Source organism: Microtetraspora fusca (assembly GCF_001570365.1).
Lineage (GTDB): Bacteria > Actinomycetota > Actinomycetes > Streptosporangiales > Streptosporangiaceae > Microtetraspora > Microtetraspora fusca.
In genome coordinates this window covers 56,222-73,930 of sequence record NZ_BBYK01000065.1, presented here as the reverse complement: position 1 = coordinate 73,930, position 17,709 = coordinate 56,222, and the positions used below count along the sequence as shown (strand labels likewise).

Annotated in this window: 13 protein-coding genes; 4 read left to right on the top strand and 9 right to left on the bottom strand. The window is 71.0% G+C overall.

The annotated features are described in order from the left end of the window. Positions 1–34: 34 nt before the first annotated feature. Positions 35–754: a YcnI family copper-binding membrane protein gene (locus AWQ68_RS31010; protein WP_084464592.1), complete on the top strand. Its 720-nt coding sequence runs from the start codon at positions 35–37 to the stop codon at positions 752–754. Between the two features lie 51 nt (positions 755–805). Here AWQ68_RS31010 and AWQ68_RS31005 read toward each other — a convergent pair whose 3' ends face one another. Both AWQ68_RS31005 and AWQ68_RS31000 read right to left on the bottom strand, forming a co-directional pair. Then, positions 806–3,124 (bottom strand): FdhF/YdeP family oxidoreductase, encoded by a 2,319-nt coding sequence (locus AWQ68_RS31005; RefSeq protein WP_084464591.1) that lies wholly within the window; start codon positions 3,122–3,124, stop codon positions 806–808. A 5-nt stretch (positions 3,125–3,129) separates the two neighbouring features. Further along, entirely contained in the window at positions 3,130–3,864 is a 735-nt protein-coding gene (locus tag AWQ68_RS31000) for a nucleoside/nucleotide kinase family protein (RefSeq protein ID WP_084464590.1), read from the bottom strand. A gap of 103 nt (positions 3,865–3,967) precedes the next feature. On the opposite strand from AWQ68_RS31000, the gene AWQ68_RS30995 reads away from it, so the two are divergent. Beyond that, positions 3,968–4,354, top strand: a complete 387-nt coding sequence (locus AWQ68_RS30995; RefSeq protein WP_066947156.1) for an SAM-dependent methyltransferase — start codon at positions 3,968–3,970, stop codon at positions 4,352–4,354. Between the two features lie 6 nt (positions 4,355–4,360). Here AWQ68_RS30995 and AWQ68_RS30990 read toward each other — a convergent pair whose 3' ends face one another. The 7 genes from AWQ68_RS30990 to AWQ68_RS30960 form a co-directional block, all read right to left on the bottom strand. Further along, positions 4,361–5,524: a winged helix DNA-binding domain-containing protein gene (locus AWQ68_RS30990; protein ID WP_066947154.1), complete on the bottom strand. Its 1,164-nt coding sequence runs from the start codon at positions 5,522–5,524 to the stop codon at positions 4,361–4,363. Between the two features lie 18 nt (positions 5,525–5,542). Then, positions 5,543–6,112 (bottom strand): 2'-5' RNA ligase family protein, encoded by a 570-nt coding sequence (locus tag AWQ68_RS42930; protein ID WP_066947150.1) that lies wholly within the window; start codon positions 6,110–6,112, stop codon positions 5,543–5,545. A gap of 1,337 nt (positions 6,113–7,449) precedes the next feature. Beyond that, entirely contained in the window at positions 7,450–8,055 is a 606-nt protein-coding gene (locus tag AWQ68_RS30980; RefSeq protein ID WP_066947148.1) for a hypothetical protein, read from the bottom strand. After that, complete coding sequence (locus tag AWQ68_RS30975) at positions 8,052–8,603, bottom strand: RNA polymerase sigma factor (RefSeq protein ID WP_245656249.1); 552 nt, start codon at positions 8,601–8,603, stop codon at positions 8,052–8,054. Before AWQ68_RS30975 ends, AWQ68_RS30980 begins: the two co-directional genes overlap by 4 nt. A 189-nt stretch (positions 8,604–8,792) precedes the next feature. Beyond that, positions 8,793–11,846, bottom strand: coding sequence for a S8 family serine peptidase (locus AWQ68_RS30970; RefSeq protein WP_066947145.1), 3,054 nt, complete (start codon positions 11,844–11,846; stop codon positions 8,793–8,795). Positions 11,847–13,076: 1,230 nt separating this feature from the next. After that, the gene (locus AWQ68_RS30965; RefSeq protein WP_066947144.1) at positions 13,077–14,234 is read right to left on the bottom strand and encodes a cation:proton antiporter; all 1,158 of its coding nucleotides are present in this window, start codon (positions 14,232–14,234) and stop codon (positions 13,077–13,079) included. Positions 14,235–14,242: 8 nt separating this feature from the next. Then, positions 14,243–14,725: a cation:proton antiporter regulatory subunit gene (locus AWQ68_RS30960; RefSeq protein ID WP_066947143.1), complete on the bottom strand. Its 483-nt coding sequence runs from the start codon at positions 14,723–14,725 to the stop codon at positions 14,243–14,245. 124 nt (positions 14,726–14,849) lie between these two features. Between AWQ68_RS30960 and AWQ68_RS30955 the strand changes: the two genes are divergently transcribed. Together AWQ68_RS30955 and AWQ68_RS30950 are read left to right on the top strand one after the other, a co-directional pair. After that, positions 14,850–15,866 (top strand): DUF2804 domain-containing protein, encoded by a 1,017-nt coding sequence (locus AWQ68_RS30955; protein ID WP_066947142.1) that lies wholly within the window; start codon positions 14,850–14,852, stop codon positions 15,864–15,866. A 72-nt stretch (positions 15,867–15,938) separates the two neighbouring features. Further along, positions 15,939–17,705, top strand: a complete 1,767-nt coding sequence (locus tag AWQ68_RS30950; protein WP_066947140.1) for a bifunctional metallophosphatase/5'-nucleotidase — start codon at positions 15,939–15,941, stop codon at positions 17,703–17,705. The last annotated feature ends 4 nt before the right edge of the window (positions 17,706–17,709 follow it).

Here is a 17,709-nt window from a genome sequence, read left to right as displayed (position 1 = left end):
CTGACCGTTCACGAAGACGACCGGAGAACCTTCCATGACCATGACCACCGCGGCCCGTCGTGCCGCCGCCGTCACCGCCGGTGCCCTCGCGCTCACGCTCGGCCTCGCCGTACCCGCCCTCGCCCACGTCACCGTCAACCCCGGGACGGCGGTGAAGGGCTCGTGGACCAAGCTCGCCTTCCGCGTTCCGAACGAGCGGGACAACGCCTCCACCACCAAGGTCGAGGTGGAGTTCCCGACCGACAACCCGCTGCCCTTCGTCTCGGTCCGGCCGGTCCCCGGCTGGGACGTGAAGGTGACCCAGGGCAAGCTCCCCGCCCCCGTGGTGTCCGACGCGGGCGACACCATCACCGAGTCCGTCCTGAAGATCACCTGGACCGGCGGGAAGATCGGGCCGGGCCAGTTCCAGGAGTTCGAGGCGTCCGTCGGCCCGCTGCCCACCAAGGCGGACGAGCTGACCTTCCCGACCGTCCAGACCTACTCCAACGACGAGGTCGTGAAGTGGGCCGACCCGGCCAAGCCCGACGGCTCCGAGCCGGACCACCCGGCGCCGACCCTCAAGCTGGTCGCGGCCGGCGACGACGCGGCGGGCGGCCACGGGGCGGCCTCCCCGTCCGCCGCGCCGTCCGTCGCCGCGGTGAGCGAGGGCGACTCCTCGGACGGCACGGCCCGGCTGATCGGCGCGGTCGGGGTCGTCGTCGGCATCGCGGGCACCGCCGTCGGCGTGGCCGGGCTGCGCCGCCGTACCCAGTGAAAGCCTGAACAGGACGGCCCGCGCGGAATGTCCGCGCGGGCCGTTCCGCGTTCAGGCGGTCGCCGTGTCCGACCGGCTGAGCCGGACGACGACGCTCTTGGACGTCGGCGTGCCCGAGGTCTCGGCGACCGAGTCCAGCGGCACCAGCACGTTCGTCTCGGGGAAGTACGCGGCGCAGCAGCCGCGCGCGGTCGGGTAGGCGACGGCGCGGAACGCCTCGGCGCGGCGCTCCCCGTCGGGCCACTCGCTGGTCAGGTCCACCAGGTCGCCGTCGGCCAGGCCGCGCTCGGCCAGGTCGTCGGGGTGGACGAAGACGACCCGCCGCCCGCCGTGCACACCCCGGTACCGGTCGTCCATGCCGTAGATCGTGGTGTTGTACTGGTCGTGGCTGCGCACGGTCTGCAGCAGCAGCCGTCCCTCGGGGACGCGCAGCACCTCCAGGGCGTTCACGGTGAAGTTGGCCCGGCCGGTGGCGGTGGGGAAGCGCCGCTCGTCGCGCGGCGCGTTCGGCAGCGCGAACCCTTCAAGGGCGCGCGCGTTGAAGTCCCGGAACCCGGGGACCACCCGCGCGATCCGGTCCCGGATCGCGCCGTAGTCGGCCGCGAACTCCTCCCACGGCAGGTGGTCGTCCGGGCCGAACAGCTCGCGGGCCAGCCGGCAGACGATGTCCACCTCGGACCGCAGGTGCGGCGAGGCGGGCCGCAGCCGCCCGCGCGAGGCGTGGACCATGCCCATGGAGTCCTCGACGGTGACGAACCTGTCGCCGTCCCGTTCCGTACGGCCCAGCGTGGGCAGGATCAGCGCCTCCTCGCCGCACACGGCGTGCGAGCGGTTCAGCTTCGTGGACACCTGGACGGTGAGCCGGGCGCCGCGCATCGCGGCCTCGGTCACCTCCGTGTCGGGGGTCGCCGAGACGAAGTTGCCGCCCATGGCGAAGAACACCCTGGCCCGCCCGTCGCGCAGCGCCCGGATCGCCTCGACGGTGTCGAACCCGTGGTGGCGGGGCGGCTCGAAGCCGAACTCGTCCCTGATGGCGTCGAGGAACGCCGCACCCGGCTTCTCGTAGATGCCCATGGTGCGGTCACCCTGGACGTTGGAGTGCCCGCGCACCGGGCAGACGCCCGCGCCCGGCCGCCCGACGTTGCCGCGCAGCAGCAGGAAGTTGACCACCTCGCGGATCGTGGGGACGGAGTTCTTGTGCTGGGTGAGGCCCATCGCCCAGCAGACGATCACCGACTTGGCCGCCAGCACGTCGCGGACGGTCTCCTCGATCGCGGAGCGCTCCAGCCCGGTCGCCTCGGCCACCACGTCCCAGTCGAGGTCACGCAGGCTCGCCGCCCACTCCTCGAAGCCGTGCGTGTGCTCCTCGACGAACTCCCGGTCCACCACGGTGCCGGGGGCGGCCTCCTCGGCGTCGAGCAGCAGCCGGGACAGCGCCTGGAAGAGCGCGAGGTCGCCGTTGAGCCGGATCTGGAGGAAGCGGTCGGCCAGCGTCGTGCCGCGCCCGACCACGCCCGAGGCGCGCTGCGGGTTCTTGAAGCGGAGCAGCCCGGCCTCGGGGAGCGGGTTCACCGCGATGATCCGGGCGCCGTTCCGCTTGGCCTTCTCCAGCGCCGACAGCATGCGCGGGTGGTTGGTGCCGGGGTTCTGCCCGACCACGAAGACGAGGTCGGCGCGGTGCAGGTCGGCGAGCGACACCGTCCCCTTGCCGATGCCCAGGGTCTCGTTGAGCGCCGAGCCGCTGGACTCGTGGCACATGTTGGAGCAGTCGGGCAGGTTGTTCGTGCCGAACTTGCGGACCAGCAACTGGTAGACGAACGCCGCCTCGTTGGAGGTGCGGCCGGAGGTGTAGAAGAGCGCCTCGTCGGGGCTCGCCAGCGCGCGCAGCTCGCGTGCGATGACGGCGAACGCCTCGTCCCAGCCCACCGGGCGGTAGTGGTCGGACCCCGCCGGCTTGTACATCGGCTCGGTGAGCCGTCCCTGCTGGCCGAGCCAGTAGTCGGTGCGCCCGGCCAGCTCGCGCACCGAGTGCGCGGCGAAGAACTCGGGGGTCACCCTGCGGGTGGTCGCCTCCTCCGCTACCGCCTTCGCGCCGTTCTCGCAGAACTCGGCGGGGCTGCGGTGGTCGCCCTCGGGCCAGGCGCAGCCGGGGCAGTCGAACCCGTGCTTCTGGTTGACCCTGGCCAGGGTGAGCAGGGTGCGCCCGGCGCCCATCTGGTCGTACGACATGCGCAGCGAGTTCGCCACGGCCGTGACCCCGGCGGCCCAGTCCTTCGGGGGGCCGACCGTGAGGTCCTTCTCGTTGACGTCCTCGTCCGGGGCCTTCCTCGCCACGTCGCGCCTCCTCGTCGTCCCGAATGCGCCCGACATTCTGCCTATTGTCTACTACGTCCTATATCTCGGCCAAACATGCTCAGCGCCCAGCCGTCGACGCGTACGCGCAGGTCAGCGTGATGGGCCGTGCGGCCGACCAGCGCCGCGTTGCGTTCGTCACTGCCGGTGGCCCACAACCGCGCCTGCTCCGGAGTCTTGCCGAAGGCCGCGTGCCGAGCGGTGAGGCGGTCGAGCCGGAGCGCGTCGGCGACCTCCACGTACCAGACCTCGTCCAGGAGCGTGCGGACCCGCCGCCAGGGCTCCTCGTCCAGCAGCAGGTAGTTGCCCTCGGTGACCACCAGCGCGGTCTCCCCGGGGACGGGGATGGCCCCCGCGACCGGCTCCTCAAGGGCCCGGTCGAACGTGGGGGCGTACACGACGGGCTCGCGCCCGCCCCCGATCCGCTCCAGGAGGGCGAGGTATCCCCAGGCGTCGAACGTCTCCGGCGCGCCCTTGCGGTCGCGCAGGCCAAGGGCGGCGAGGACGCCGTTGCTCAGGTGGAAGCCGTCCATCGGGGCGAGCACCGCGGCGCCCGGCCGTTCGGCGTTCAGCGCGTCGGTGAGCGCGGCGGCGAGCGTCGACTTGCCCGCCCCCGGTTTGCCGGTGATCCCGAGAACGGCGGGACGGCCCGCGGCGGCGGACCGCGCGACCAGCGCCCCGGCCCGACGCACCAGCCCGGCCCACTCGTCCGCGCCGCCCGGGCCGCCCGCGCCGTCGGGTCGGTCTGCGACGTTCATGGCACCTCACCTCCGGTTCGTCGGGGTGACTGGCAGGCTAGCCGGTCGCCCGGGTGATTCCCCTCGTCGCACCCTCCCGTTTCGCGGGACATGACGGCAAGATGTGATCATTGGCGGCATCGAGGTCCTCGACCTCACCCAGCCGGTCGGGCTGGTGCTGATGAACGTCCTCGGGCACGTCGGCGACCTGGAGGAGGCCCGCTCGATCGTCCGGCGACTGCTCGCCGCCCTGGCCCCCGGCAGCCACCTGGCGATCGCCGACGGCACCAACGTGGTCAAGGGCAAGGAGTTCGAGGAGGCCATCGCGATCTGGAACGAGGCCGGCTCCGTGGCGTACACCCTGCGCTCTCCGGAGCAGATCTCGAGCCTCTTCGACGGGCTGGAGCTCGTGGAGCCGGGCGTCGTCTCATGCCCGCGCTGGCGCCCGGTCTTCCCCGAGCACCAGGCCCGCGAGGTGGACGAGTTCTGCGGGGTCGGCCGCAAGCCCTGACCCCGTTCACCCGCCGATCGGGGGCAGGATCCGCACGTCGTGCGCCGCCGCGCCCGCGGCGGCGAAGTGGAGCAACCGGGCGCCCTCCTCCTCGACCGCTTCCGCGTCCCGCCGCGACAGCGCCGCGAACGGCCGGACCTCCAGGACGGCGCCCTCCTTGCCCCGGTCCTTGCCCCGGTCGATCCGCCACGTCGCGGCGGTGAACCCGTCCACCAGCACGGTGCCGGGCAGGACGCCGTTCTTGATGCCCGAGCGGGTCCGGGCGCACGCCTCGGTGAGGACGCGGCTCCGGTCGGCGTGCGACAGCAGCAGGTTGTCGAAGTCGTAGAGGAAACGCGCCGGCGCGGGCGCGTCCGCGCCGGGTCGGGGCGCGTCCGGCAGGTCGAACAGCTCCCGGCCCCGCTCGTCGCGGAACACGGCCAGTCCCGGCCGCAGCCGGTCGATCACCTCGCCGAGGCGGGTCAGCCCCGACCAGGTCTGCACGTCCTGGACCGTGGCCGGTCCGAACGCCGCGAGATAGCGCAGGATCGCCCGCTCGACGGACGGCGCCGGGTCGAGCGGCCGCCCCAGCCAGGTCTCCGCCGTCGCGTGCCTCGTCTGACCGCTCGCGCCCCAGATCCCCCGGGGCGGCACCTGGACCAGCGGAACGAGGTCCCGTACGACGCGGCCCAGGGCGGCGGGCCGGCCCTCCGGGAACCGCTCGTGGAGCAGGGCGCCCAGCTCACCGGTGGTGCGCGGCCGTTCGTCCAGCAGCTCACGCCCGGCGGCCACAACCTTGGCGAGGTCCAGGCCGTCGAGGGACCGCACGTCACTGTTGGCGTACAGCCAGCGGTCCATGGCGGGTTGCACCACCGGGCGCAGTGCCAGGCAGTCGGCGGCGGTCACCAGGTGGATCGTCGAGCGCATGAGCGCGACGCGCACCAGCTCGCGCCCGGCGAGCGGCTCGGAGGCGTGCTCGGGGCGGAAGCCCTCGATCCGCGCCCACAACCCGGCGTACCAGCTGTGCGGCGTCTGCGCCTGCATGCCGACGAGCCGCTCCACCACCTCGGTCACCGGCAGGTCGTGGCGGCGCAGCAGGAGCTGCCGCTCCAGGGTCGCCCGGTTGAGCTCCCGCACGCCGAGCACCCGCGTCACGGCGGAATCTCCCCGCAAGAAGGTCGTCTGTGCCATGCGGGCGACACTAGACGCCTAATAGGACGGTTTCGGTCCTAAAAGCTCGCCTGACTGCTCGCCCAATGCGAACTCCGCCTCGGGGTGCCACCGCTCGCCGTCGAAGACCTCCAGCGACACCGAGCGGGCATGGGCGACCGCCGGAAGGCCGGCCGCGACCTGCCTCTCGACCGCGTCCAGGTCCTCGCCGTCCGCCACGGTCAGGTGCGGGATCACCTCGTCGAACTGCCCCCGGTACGGCGGGGCCTCGGGCCAGCGCGCCGCGACCGCCTCGGTCAGCGCCACGAACCGCGCCTCCGGCTCGGGGACGAGGTACAGGATGCCGGGGAAGCGCCCGCACCGGGCGAACCGCGCCTCGAACGCCGCGTGCCCGGCGAACAGCCCCCGCAGCTCCGCCATCACCCGGGCGTCGATCCTGGCGTGCTCCAGGAACGGGTACAGGACCGTGACGTGGGCGGGCACGCCGTACGCCGCCGACGGGTCGAAGCGTTCGCGCCAGGGGCGGACGATCGGCTCCGCCTCGGGCAACTTGACGATGAGGGAGGTCTCCCCCGCCGCGAACGGCGACGGCGTCCTGCTGGTGGTCACATCGGTCCTCGGAGATACGGCGGCGTGCCCAGAGCAACGATAGAAAGAAACAGGGATGCCGTCATGTCCACTCTCGGGGACAATCCCGGGACATGCGTCACTGGCCGCTCCTCGACCTCCGCCTGACCACGCCGCGCCTCGAACTGCGGCTGCCCACCCTCGACGACCTCGACCGACTCGCGGGTGACGTCCCTCGGGTGGCGTGACTCCAAGCTGTTGAACCAAGCGCGGAGAGAGGCGGTGCCGGGTTCGCCTCGCCGAACAGTGACCGCTGCGCTGCGGTTGGGTGGTTCGCGCTGCTGAGCTGTGACCGCTGCGCTGCGGCGGGCAGTTGCTCCGGCGCGCCGTGATAGTTGCACTCTGGTGATTCCCCGCTTCGCGGTCTCGGGCGCGGTGGTACATGGCACGGTCCTACGCGCGCCGGAGCAACCGCCCGCACTCCGCTCCGCTCGCCACCGCCCCGGTTTCTCGCCGTCACCGCTCCGTCTCGTCCTCGGCCTCGTTCTCGCCGCAGGTCGGAAACCAGCTCGTGGTCGTGCACGGCGGGGATCGCCGCTGCGCTGCGGCGTGCGGGTCCTCCGGCGCGCCGTGACAGCTGGTCTCTGGCTTTCCCGCTTCGCGGTCCGGGCGCGGTGGTACAGGGCGCGGTCCTACGCGCGCCGGAGGCCCCACCCGCCTCCACTCCGCTTCCCCGCCGCCCCCCTTGACCGCGGGGTTCGGTCGGTGCCCGTCCCGACCACCGGTTCGCCTGGTCCGTGCCGGCCACCTTCGCGGAAAGATCGAACGGATCCGCCGAGGAATCCGGCCTGCACGGCCCATCGACCAAATCCGCGCACCTTCCTCGGCCCCCCTTACACATGCGTTCCTCCAGCCGCGGGACCCCGGGGAGTGGTGCCCCCTCTGAGTCGATATTCATCAAGGTCGTCATGCCTATCGTCGCGACCGTGGCGGCGGTGGGATGGACCTTGACGGCCACCGTTCCCGCAGTGGTCGACATCGAGCTGGCGACCGGTCTTACCGGCGCTCCCGGAACCCTGACCGTCCTGGAGTGCCACGACTTGAGGTCCAGCAGGCAGATATGTACGGGGAGCTTCGTGTACGACGCCACCGGCGAGGAGGTGGCGGTCGGCGCCTTCTCGTGGGCCGAGCCTGGTCGCGTCTATCCCGCCCAGATCACCACCGGACGCGACCGGGCTGGATTCCGGGGAATGAAGTCTCGCGAGCAGGGCAAAGCGCCCATGCCAGGGGCTTGCCGTGACCCCAATGGCATGGGCGCCCGGAGAAGAACGCTTGCAGTTCGCTCGGTCGAGCGCGTCGATCTGGGAGGCGAACGGAGATCAACTTCCTGCGGGAGGCAGGCCAGGGCCGTCGACGTCATCCCAGATCGGGTTGTCGACGACGACGCACGGCTTGGCTGGGCCATTGACCACGTATGCGGCGAACTGCCATGCCACCTCCGGCGTCTTTCGTCCGGAGGTCTGGTCCGTGTTCTCGCTGAACGCCATGACCAAGGTCTGCCCCTCCCCCACGTATCGGGGATCGATCTCCAGCCCTGAGAGACCCAGGCGAGCGGCCTTGTCGGACGCGGAGTCCTTCCACTCGGAGCCGCCCCCGACGATCTCGCCCCTCCCCTCCTTGCACCACTTGCCGGGCTCGAGGTAGGTGATGTCGGCGGGCACCCCCATCCTCTTCAGATCCTGTTCCAGCTCGTCGGCGTCCCTGAGCTCGTTGAGCTTGACGCTGATCGTGCCGTCGGCATGCTTGGTCACCGCGTACGCGGGCCGCTCCGCCCCGGTCAGCACCGGCACCATGATCGCCGCCGCCGCGGCCAGACCAGCCACCGCCGCCCCCGTGAGCAGGCGGCGACCGGTGCGACGACGTCGTTGGGCGCGCGCGGTGATTTCGGCTTTCAGTTCCATCAGTATCTCCTCCTCGAAACTCATGCCGGTGTTCCTTCCATGACGAAGGGCAGTGCCCGCAGCGTGCGGCGAGCGCGGTGCAACCGCACCTTGGCGGTCCCCGGCCGGATGCCGAGGGCCATCGCCGCTTCGGTGACCGTGAGCTGGTCGATGACAACAAGTTCCAGTACGGCGCGCTCCCCCTCAGGCAGGTCGGCCATGGCCATGAAGATCTGCCTGGCGGGCCGCTCCGCGTCGATGCGCTCTTCGAGCTTGGCGATGTCGTCGGAGTCCAACGGTCGCCGCCCGCTCACCCGGCTCGTCAGCCTCCATTCCTTGAACGACCGCCGCCGCTCGGTCGAAAGTCTGTTGCGCGCCACGCCGTACAGCCACGCGATCTCGCTTCCCAGCTCGGCCCGGTAGGTGTGGGCGGAATCGAGCACCGCCATGAACACCTCGGCCACCAGGTCGGCGACCGTGTGCGGGTCGTCGACGCGCCGCGCGAGGAAGCGGGTGACCGCGTCGACGTGCCGTCGGTAGAAGGCTTCGAACGCCACGTGATCTGTGGCGATCTGCGCCTGTTTGCGAAGCACCGACAATGCCCCCTTCGTCGATTAACACCCCTGTTTGGCGAGAACCTGCCAAACGGTTACAAGAAGGCAGCGCCGTTCGACTCTTCTCCGGCCCAGCTGAAGCGGGAACGGCCCATGTTCCCGCCGATCGAGACCGCCACACACGGCGGGACGCAGGGCGGGAGCGCGAGCCCCCACCCTGCGTCGCGGTCAGCCGACGGCGTACGCGCGTGTGATCGTCTGCGTGACGCTGTCACCGGCGGCATCCGTCGCCGTGGCGCGCAGCGAGACGAATCCCGGCGCGCCGTGGTTCTTGAGCAGTGCCGTCCATCCCGACGAGGTGGGAAGCGCAGGAACCGGACGCCAGGTCGCGCCGTCGTCGGACGAGACCTCCAGCTTGACGGACTTCACCGCGGCCTTGGGCGCTCCCGGGTTCCGCTCGATCCAGATGGGCAAGCGGGTGACGGAGCCCGGCCTGGCCCGGTTGGAGCCGTCGAGGCCATGCGGCGCGTAGCGCACCGCCATCAGGGGCAGCGGCTGCGGCTTGTCCGTGCTGGCAGAACGGAACGTCCAGATCGCGTCCACCGCGGTGGACAGTGCCGTGTGCGGCCCCTGCCTGCGTGCCGCGGCGGTGAGCGTGTACGTGGCCACGCCGGCCGGGAGTTCCGCCGTCAGACAGGTCCTCAGTTGCCAGGTCTCGCAGTCGGCCAGGTCGGCCTTGGCGATCACCTCGCCGCTCTTCCCGAGGGTGACCGTACCGGTGACGGAGGCGTCGGTTCCGGTCCGCCCGGCCACGCCGTCGGAGAAGAACCGCCCGGTGGAGAAGCCCAACTCGTTCCCGGTACGGGCACCGCCGGAAGTGGCGAACGCCGGTCCGGCCACGGCGGCGTTCCACACCTCGCGGTACGCCTTGGCCGCCTCGTACCGGTCAGTGCTGATCACCGAGTAGGCGCCCGACCGGAACTGGGTGTCCCAGGTGAAGCCGGGAGTGCGGAAGTGCGTCATGGTGCCGGGCAGATCGAAGGCGGGAGTCGAGGCCAGGGGCATGCTTTCGAGCCCTGGGAAGCGGGGGCCCAGGGCCGCCACTCCCCCGGCGGCCGTGCCGGCCGCCCGGTAGGTCGCGGTCACCTTCACCAGATCACTCGTCCGCGCGGTGTAGGAGGGATCGTCCGGGATGCCGCCGGTCCGGTAGTCGACCAGGTCGTACCGGTACGGGCTGGGCACGGCGTCCTTCTTGTACCAGATGCTCCGGGTCATGTACGTCAACCCGGGCTGGCGCACGGGAAGCATGTAGAAGTTCCGATTGGGGTCTCCCTCGGCGAGCCACCCGAAGCTCCAGGACCCGTTGGCCAGGGTGAACCCCATTTTGCGTTCGGGTATGGCGGTCGGCTCGTCCAGCGAGAACCGGACCTGCTTTCCCTGACGCGCGTCCAGTACCACCTCCTGGGCGGCATCGTCGACCTTCACCGGGACGTGCGCGGCCGTGAGCCCGAACGTTGACTGCTCGATCAGTTCCGCGTACAGGTTCCACTGGCCCGTGGGCAGCCGGACCTTGCCCGTTCCGCCCCAGAAGGGCACGTTGATGTGGTCGCCCGTCTCAAGGTTGTAGATCTGGCCGTAGCCGGTGGCGGGCTCGCCGTTCCGCGCGATCAGGCTGATGGTCACGTCGGAGGACTTCGGTTCCACGTACGTGCCGACCAGCGTCCGGATGAGGGTGTCGCCCGACCTGGCCGAGACGATCCCCGGATAGTCCCCCGGCGCCTTCCCGTCGACGTCGATCGTGAGGGTGACCGAGGCGTCCCCTCCGGCGGGCACCTCCAGCCGCTCGGCCGACAGCTTCAGCACATCGCCCTCGGCGGACAGGTCCAGGGTCACGGGAGCGTCACCGGAGTTGGCGTAGGTGATGGTCCTGGTCGTCTCGTGCGGGCCGGATTCCCCCCACGGGAAATGGGCCCAGATGTTGCCCGGAACGGCCGCGACCTGCTGCGCCAGCGCGCGCACCAGGTCCACCCGTCCGGCTCCCTGCTGGTACGACGTGGTGTCCGCGGTGGGCTTGGCGGTGCCGATCAGGGCCGCCTTCAGCCGTTCGCCGGTCCAGTCGGGGTGGCGCTGGGCGAGGATCGCGGCGGCCCCCGTCACATGCGGAGTGGCCATCGACGTGCCGCTGTGCGCGACGTAGGGGCCGTCGGCGGTGCCCTTGGCCGCCGCGGCCATGATGGCGACGCCGGGAGCGGTGATCTCCGGCTTGATCGCGTGGTCGCCCAGCCGGGGGCCGCGCGCGGAGAACACGGCGACCCGGTCCGACCGGTCGACGGCGCCGACGGCCAGGGCCGCGTCGGCGCTGGCCGGGCTGTCCACCCCGTTCAGTTCTCCGGTGTTGCCCGCCGCCGCGACGAACAGCGCGCCGGTCTGCGCGGACAGCGTGTTCACCGCCTGCTCCAGCGGATCCAGGTCCAGGGTGTCCTGCCCGCCGAAGCTCATGTTGATGATCTTGGCTTTGGCCTCGACGGCGGCCCACTCCATGCCCGCCAGCGCGGCGGAGTCGGTGACCCAGTCGTCGCCCACCTTCCCAATGACGATCTTGGCGTCCGGCGCCACACCCCGGTACTTCTCCCCGGCGCCCGCGATGATCGAGGCGACGTGCGTGCCGTGGCCGACCTTGTCCCCCATATCGGGGGTGTCGCTGAAGTTCCGCGCTTGGACGACCACGTCCTTCAGGTCCGGATGGTCGGCGTCGTAGCCGTCGTCGAGCACCGCCACTGTGACACCCTTGCCGGTCATGCCCTGCTTCCACGCCTCCGCGGCGCCGATCTGCTTGACACTCTCGTCGAGGGCGAACGAGCGGCGCCCGTCGAGCCAGAGCTTGGTCCGGCCCGCCTTCAGCGTCCGGGGGCCGGTGACCAGGTCCTGCCAGGTCTCGCCGGCATCGGCCTTGGGAACACGCAGGGCCGTCATGCCGAGATGGGACAGTCGCCGGGTCTGCCGCGCGGCTCGCGGCGCGGGCGCGAGCCCCTCGGCCGACTGGGTGATCACCGGGATGTCGGGCCGGTCGGCGTCGCCGTACCGCCACTTCAGGAGTTGGGTGACGTCGAACAGCCGCTCGTCAAGCACCCCCTCGGCCACCAGTGGCATCGCGTCGGAGGGGACGACGAGGAGATGGCCGTCACGGTGCTGCGCGGTGTAGCGCATCTGCCTGCCCGGCCCCGGTTCCACTTGGTAGCTCTTGCCGGTGACGATGACGCGGTCGCCGGTTATCAGGGTCACGCTGCCCGTCTGCGGTGTCGCTTCTCGCGCTCCCTGAGTGACGTGTCCTGTCGGTGCGGTGCCCGCCCCGGGCGGGGAAACCGGCCCCTGAACGGCTGCGATGCCGACCGTTCCGGCCAGGATCGCGGCCGGCAGCCCACTGCCTAAGCTCATGCGTACCTCTCCAGTCCGAAGAAAAGATCTACGTGCTACTCCCTTTGGACAGTGAGAGGGATTGGGTTACCGGCCCTCCGCTTCGAATCCGCGGCAGAGCCGAAGACCGCAAGGTCCCGCCGACGGCGTCTGTAACGTCCGGGGGATGCGGCCGCTGTCCGACAGGGCGCCTATGCCGTGCAACGCGCTTCAGGTGACTTCGGCGAACAGTTCGCGTCGCAGGTTGTCCGAGCGGAAGCAGCTCACGAACTCGTCGAATGGCAGACGGCGTGCAGTGCCTGAGGCGGCTCGGGGGTGACCAGCCGGGCACGGCGCAGGCGGGCCGCGAGTTCACCGAAGCCTTCGATGGCACAGGAACGAGACCGACCCGTACGGCGGTGAACCTGGAAGTTGGAACGGCGGAGCGGGAAGGCCGAGACGGCGGGGAAGCGGAGTGGAGGCGGGTGGGGCCTCCGGCGCGCGTAGGACCGCGCCCTGTACCACCGCGCCCGGACCGCGAAGCGGGAAAGCCAGAGACCAGCTGTCACGGCGCGCCGGAGGACCCGCACGCCGCAGCGCAGCGGCGATCCCCGCCGTGCACGACCACGAGCTGGTTTCCGACCTGCGGCGAGAACGAGGCCGAGGACGAGACGGAGCGGTGACGGCGAGAAACCGGGGCGGTGGCGAGCGGAGCGGAGTGCGGGCGGTTGCTCCGGCGCGCGTAGGACCGTGCCATGTACCACCGCGCCCGAGACCGCGAAGCGGGGAATCACCAGAGTGCAACTATCACGGCGCGCCGGAGCAACTGCCCGCCGCAGCGCAGCGGTCACAGCTCAGCAGCGCGAACCACCCAACCGCAGCGCAGCGGTCACGATTCAGGCAGCGCGAACCGGATACGGCTCCGTTCCGCCGCCATCACCGGTTGCGCCGGAGCAACCGCCCGCCGCACGAAGGGCCGGACGCCGTTCGGTCCTTGGCGATCGAGTGGCAGGCTCGATCGCCAAGGCGCCGGTTCTGGAAATCTGTCCCCGGACACGCCGTACCGCCGGTCACGCCAGGGCAGGATCGGCCGGCTCGGTCGCCAAGGGGACGGGGCTGTCAGGCCCGGCGGGCCACGGCGGCGATGAGGGGCTGGACGAGGCGGGCCGCCAGCGGGCCGAACGCCGCCAGGATCAGAACGTACGCCGCCGCGAGCGGCCCGAGATCGGGATGGGCCCCGGCCGCGACCGCGAGACCGGCGATCACGATGTTGAACTCGCCGCGCGGGATGAGCGCGATGCCGGCCCGGACCCGGCCTTCCCGTGCGATGCCCGCCTTCCGGGCCGCGTACGCGCCGGTGGCCAGCTTGGTGATCATGCTGACGACGGCGAGGAGCGCGGCCAGCCCGGCGACCGGCCAGATCGCGGCCGGGTCGGTCTGCAGGCCGAAGAAGACGAAGAACACCGCGGCGAACAGGTCGCGGAGCGGGGAGAGCAGCGCGCGGGCGTCCTCGGCCAGCTCGCCGGACAGGGCGATGCCCACGAGGAAGGCGCCGACGGCGGCCGAGACCTGCAGCTTCTGGGCGAGGCCCGCGACCAGCAGTGCCAGGCCGACCACCTTGAGCAGCAGGACCTCGGAGTTGGGGCTGCGCACGAACGCCTCGATGACGCGGCCGTACCGCAGGGCGACCAGCAGGACCACACTGACGGTGGCGAGCGCGATGGCGACGGTGACGGCGCCGCCGATGAAGCCGACCCCGGCGAGCACGGCGGTGAGGATCGGCAGGTACAGCGCCATCGTGAGGTCTTCGAAGACCAGCAGCGACAAGACGACCGGGGTCTCCCGGTTACCGATCCAGCCGAGGTCGGACAGGACCTTGGCCGTGATGCCGGACGACGTCGCGTACGTGACGCCGGCCATGGCGATCGCCGCGACCGGGCCCCAGCCGAGCAGGAGGGCCGCCACCGCGCCGGGGGCGGCGTTGAGGACCAGGTCGACCAGCCCGCCCTTGGCGTTGCCGCGCAGGCTGGTGACCAGTTCGTCCGCGTTGTACTCGAGGCCGAGGGTGAGCAACAGCAGGATGACGCCCAGTTCGGCGCCGACCGAGATGAAATCCTCGCTGGTCGCGAGGGGCAGGATGCCGCCGGTGCCGAAGGCGAGACCGGCGATCAGATAAAGGGGGATGGGAGAGATACCGACGCGGAGGGCGAATGCTCCGAGCACGCCCAGCGCGAGAACGACACCACCGAGTTCGACGAAGAGGATCGCTGTGTGCACCCGCTGCCCTACCCGTTCGCCATGATCTCGGCGACGGCCTCGGTGCCTTCTGAGCTTCCTACCACGACCACCACGTCTCCTGCCTCAAGCACGAACTCCGGTCCCGGGCTCGCGATCACCTGTCCGGCCCGCACCACGGCGACGATGGACGTCCCCGTCCGGGTGCGCACCCGCGCGTCTCCCATCGGCCGCCCCGCGTACGGCGTGCCGGGCGCGATCGGGAGCTGCTCGCTGACGAGCCCCTCGACCTCGCGGTGCAGGGCGTTGAGCCGTTGCACGATCCGCGGCGCGCCCAGCAGTTCGGCCAGGGCGTCCGACTCCTCGTCGTTCAGCTTGATCGCCTCGCACGCGCGGTCGGGATCAAGGCGGTCGTACACGATCAGGTCGCGGCGCCCTGTTCGGTGCGACACGACACCGATGCGCCTGCCCGCCTGCGTGACGAACTCGTGACGCAGCCCGATGCCGGGCAGCGCTGTCTGTTCGACCTCCACCGGTCTCCTCACTTCATGTCTGTCCGGGGCCTTTACCGTACCAATCCGGACAGCTGCCCGAGGTGCCGCGTTCGCCGGAAACCGAACCTTCCTCTGGAGCGGCGGTCTGACTAGGCTGCGGCGCATGCCCCCCAGCGAGACGTCCACCCATGAGCCCGAGATCACCGCGCCGATCGATCTCTGCACCGCGGACGGGCGGCTGAACCCGGCCGCCGTCGGCTGGTCGCGCACCCCGCTGCACCGCTGCAACCTGCGCGGCTGGGGCCGGACCAAGCGGTGGGAGTACTGGTGCGTGACGACGCCGACGCACCTGATCGCCGTCACCGTCAGCGACATCGACTACCTGGCGCTGAACAGCGTCTACTTCCTGGAGTACGGCGGGCGCGAGTACGCCAGGACCGGCATGGTCCCGTTCGCCCGGGGGGTGCGGCTGCCGGAGAGCCTGCTCGACGGCGACGTGGCGGTGCGCGGCGCGGTCACCGCCGAGATCCGCCACGAGGAGGGCGGCACCCGGCTGCGGGCCCGCTGCGCCACACCGGACGGGCCGCTGGAGGCCGACCTGCTGGTCGCGCTGCCGCCGGGCCACGAGACGCTCAGCGTGGTGATCCCGTGGAGCGAGCGCCGCTTCCAGTACACGTCCAAGCACACGGCGCGCCGCGCCGAGGGGACGGTCCGGATCGGCGCGACGACGATCGACTTCACCGGCTGGGGCGTGCTCGACCACGGCCGGGGCCGCTGGCCGTACGACACCCTGTGGAACTGGGGCGCGGCCTCCGGGGAGACCGACGGGCATGTGGTGGGCCTGCAGTTCGGCGGCAAGTGGACCACGGGCACCGGCATGACCGAGAACGCGCTGTGCGTGGACGGCCGGCTCACCAAGATCGGCGAGGAGTTGGAGTGGACGTACTCCACCGCCGACTACCTCGCGCCGTGGACGCTGCGGACGCCGGACTCCGACCGGGTGGACCTGACGTTCACGCCGTTCCATGAGCGGGCCGACCGGACCAGCGCCGGACTGATCGCGACCGAGGGGCACCAGTGCTTCGGCCACTACAGCGGGGTGGTCCGGCCCGAGGGAGGTGCGCCGATCCGGGTGGACGGCCTGCTCGGCTGGGCGGAACAGGTCCGCATGCGCTGGTAGGTCACGGCGGAGGTATGTCCCGTTAAGGAAGCCGTGACCGATGAGCAATATCCCGTAACTACTCTCCCACCCATGTCATCACACGTACGGCGGGCGCTCACGGTCGGCGCCGCCGCCCTGGCGGCCCTCGGCCTCGCCACCCCCGCGGCCCTCGCCACCCCCGACCACACGGTGAAGATCACCGTGATGGCCAGCTCAGACATCCACGGAAACGCCCTCAACTGGGACTACTTCAAGGACGCCGAGTACGACGACAGCGCGCACAACGACGTCGGCCTGGCGAAGATCTCCACGCTGGTCAAGCGGATCCGCGCCGATCGGGGCGCGGACCACACGCTGCTCTTCGACTCCGGCGACACCCTCCAGGGCACGCCGCTCGACTACTACTACGCCAAGGTCGAGCCGATCACGGAGTCCCGCGAGATCCACCCGATGGCCAAGGCCATGAACGCCATCGGGTACGACGCGGTGACCCTCGGCAACCACGAGTTCAACTACGGCCTGCCGCTGCTGGCCACCTGGATCAAGCAGATGAAGGCCCCCGTGCTGGGCGCGAACGCGGTGTCGGCGACGACCGGCCAGCCCGCCTACACGCCGTTCATCATGAAGACGATGAACGTCAAGGGCGACAAGCCGATCAAGGTCGGCGTGCTCGGGCTGACCAACCCCGGCGTCGCCATCTGGGACAAGGCCAACGTCGACGGCAAGCTCAAGTTCCTCGACCTGGTCGAGACCGCGAAGAAGTGGGTGCCGGTCATCCGCGGCCTCGGCGCCGACGTGGTCATGGTCACCGCGCACGCGGGCGACAGCGGCCTGTCCTCCTACGGCTCCGACCTCCCGGTGGAGAACGCGGCCGCCCTGGTCGCCGAGGAGGTGCCCGGGATCGACGCCGTCCTCTTCGGCCACGCCCACAACGAGGTGCCGCAGCGCTTCGTCGTCAACAAGGCCACCGGCAAGCAGGTGCTGCTGACCGAGCCGAGCAAGTGGGGCCAGCGGCTGTCCGTGGTGGACTTCACCCTGACCAAGCAGCGCGGCCAGTGGTCCGTCACGGCCGAGTCGTCCACCACGCTCAACGCCAACACGGTGCCCGAGGACCCGGCGATCGTCACGCTGATGAAGTCCCAGCACGACAAGACCGTCGGCTACGTCAACCAGGTGATCGCCCAGTCCAAGGAGGAGCTGTCCGCGGCGGAGTCGCCGTACAAGGACACCGCGATCCTCGACTACATCCAGAAGGTCCAGACCGACCTGGTGAGCAAGGCGATCGCGGGCACGCCGGAGGCGTCGCTGCCGGTGCTGTCGATCGCCGCGCCGTTCAGCCGCACGGCCGTCTTCCCCGCCGGCCCGGTGAGCGTCCGCGACATGGCCGGGCTGTACGTCTACGACAACACCCTGCTCGGCATCACCATGACCGGCGCCCAGATCAAGGACTTCCTGGAGTACTCCGCGAAGTACTTCGCCCAGGTGGCCCCCGGCGCGCCCGTGGACGTCGCCACGCTGACCAACGCGGGCGGCACGCCGGACTACAACTACGACCAGCTCTCGGGCGTCACGTACGACATCGACATCTCCAAGCCGGTCGGGCAGCGCATCGTCGGCCTGTCGTACCAGGGTCAGCCGGTCGCCGCCGACCAGCGCTTCGTGGTGGCGATCAACAACTACCGGCAGTCCGGCGGCGGCGGCTTCCCGCACGTCACCACCGCGCCGGTGGTCTACAACGCGCAGGTGGAGATCCGGCAGGCGCTGATCGAGTACGCCACCGCGTCCGGCACGATCGACCCGGCGACCTTCGCCGAGGCGAACTGGAAGCTGGTCCGCGCGGGCGTTCCGGTCTTCTGACCGG

Coding starts and splice junctions, on each gene's coding strand:
- AWQ68_RS30990 (WP_066947154.1), bottom strand. CDS start 5,524: ATGGCACAGACGACCTTCTTGCGGGGAGATTCCGCCGTGACGCGGGTG.
- AWQ68_RS30980 (WP_066947148.1), bottom strand. CDS start 8,055: ATGAGTTTCGAGGAGGAGATACTGATGGAACTGAAAGCCGAAATCACC.
- AWQ68_RS30950 (WP_066947140.1), top strand. CDS start 15,939: ATGTCATCACACGTACGGCGGGCGCTCACGGTCGGCGCCGCCGCCCTG.
- AWQ68_RS30955 (WP_066947142.1), top strand. CDS start 14,850: ATGCCCCCCAGCGAGACGTCCACCCATGAGCCCGAGATCACCGCGCCG.
- AWQ68_RS31005 (WP_084464591.1), bottom strand. CDS start 3,124: ATGTCGGGCGCATTCGGGACGACGAGGAGGCGCGACGTGGCGAGGAAG.
- AWQ68_RS31010 (WP_084464592.1), top strand. CDS start 35: ATGACCATGACCACCGCGGCCCGTCGTGCCGCCGCCGTCACCGCCGGT.
- AWQ68_RS31000 (WP_084464590.1), bottom strand. CDS start 3,864: ATGAACGTCGCAGACCGACCCGACGGCGCGGGCGGCCCGGGCGGCGCG.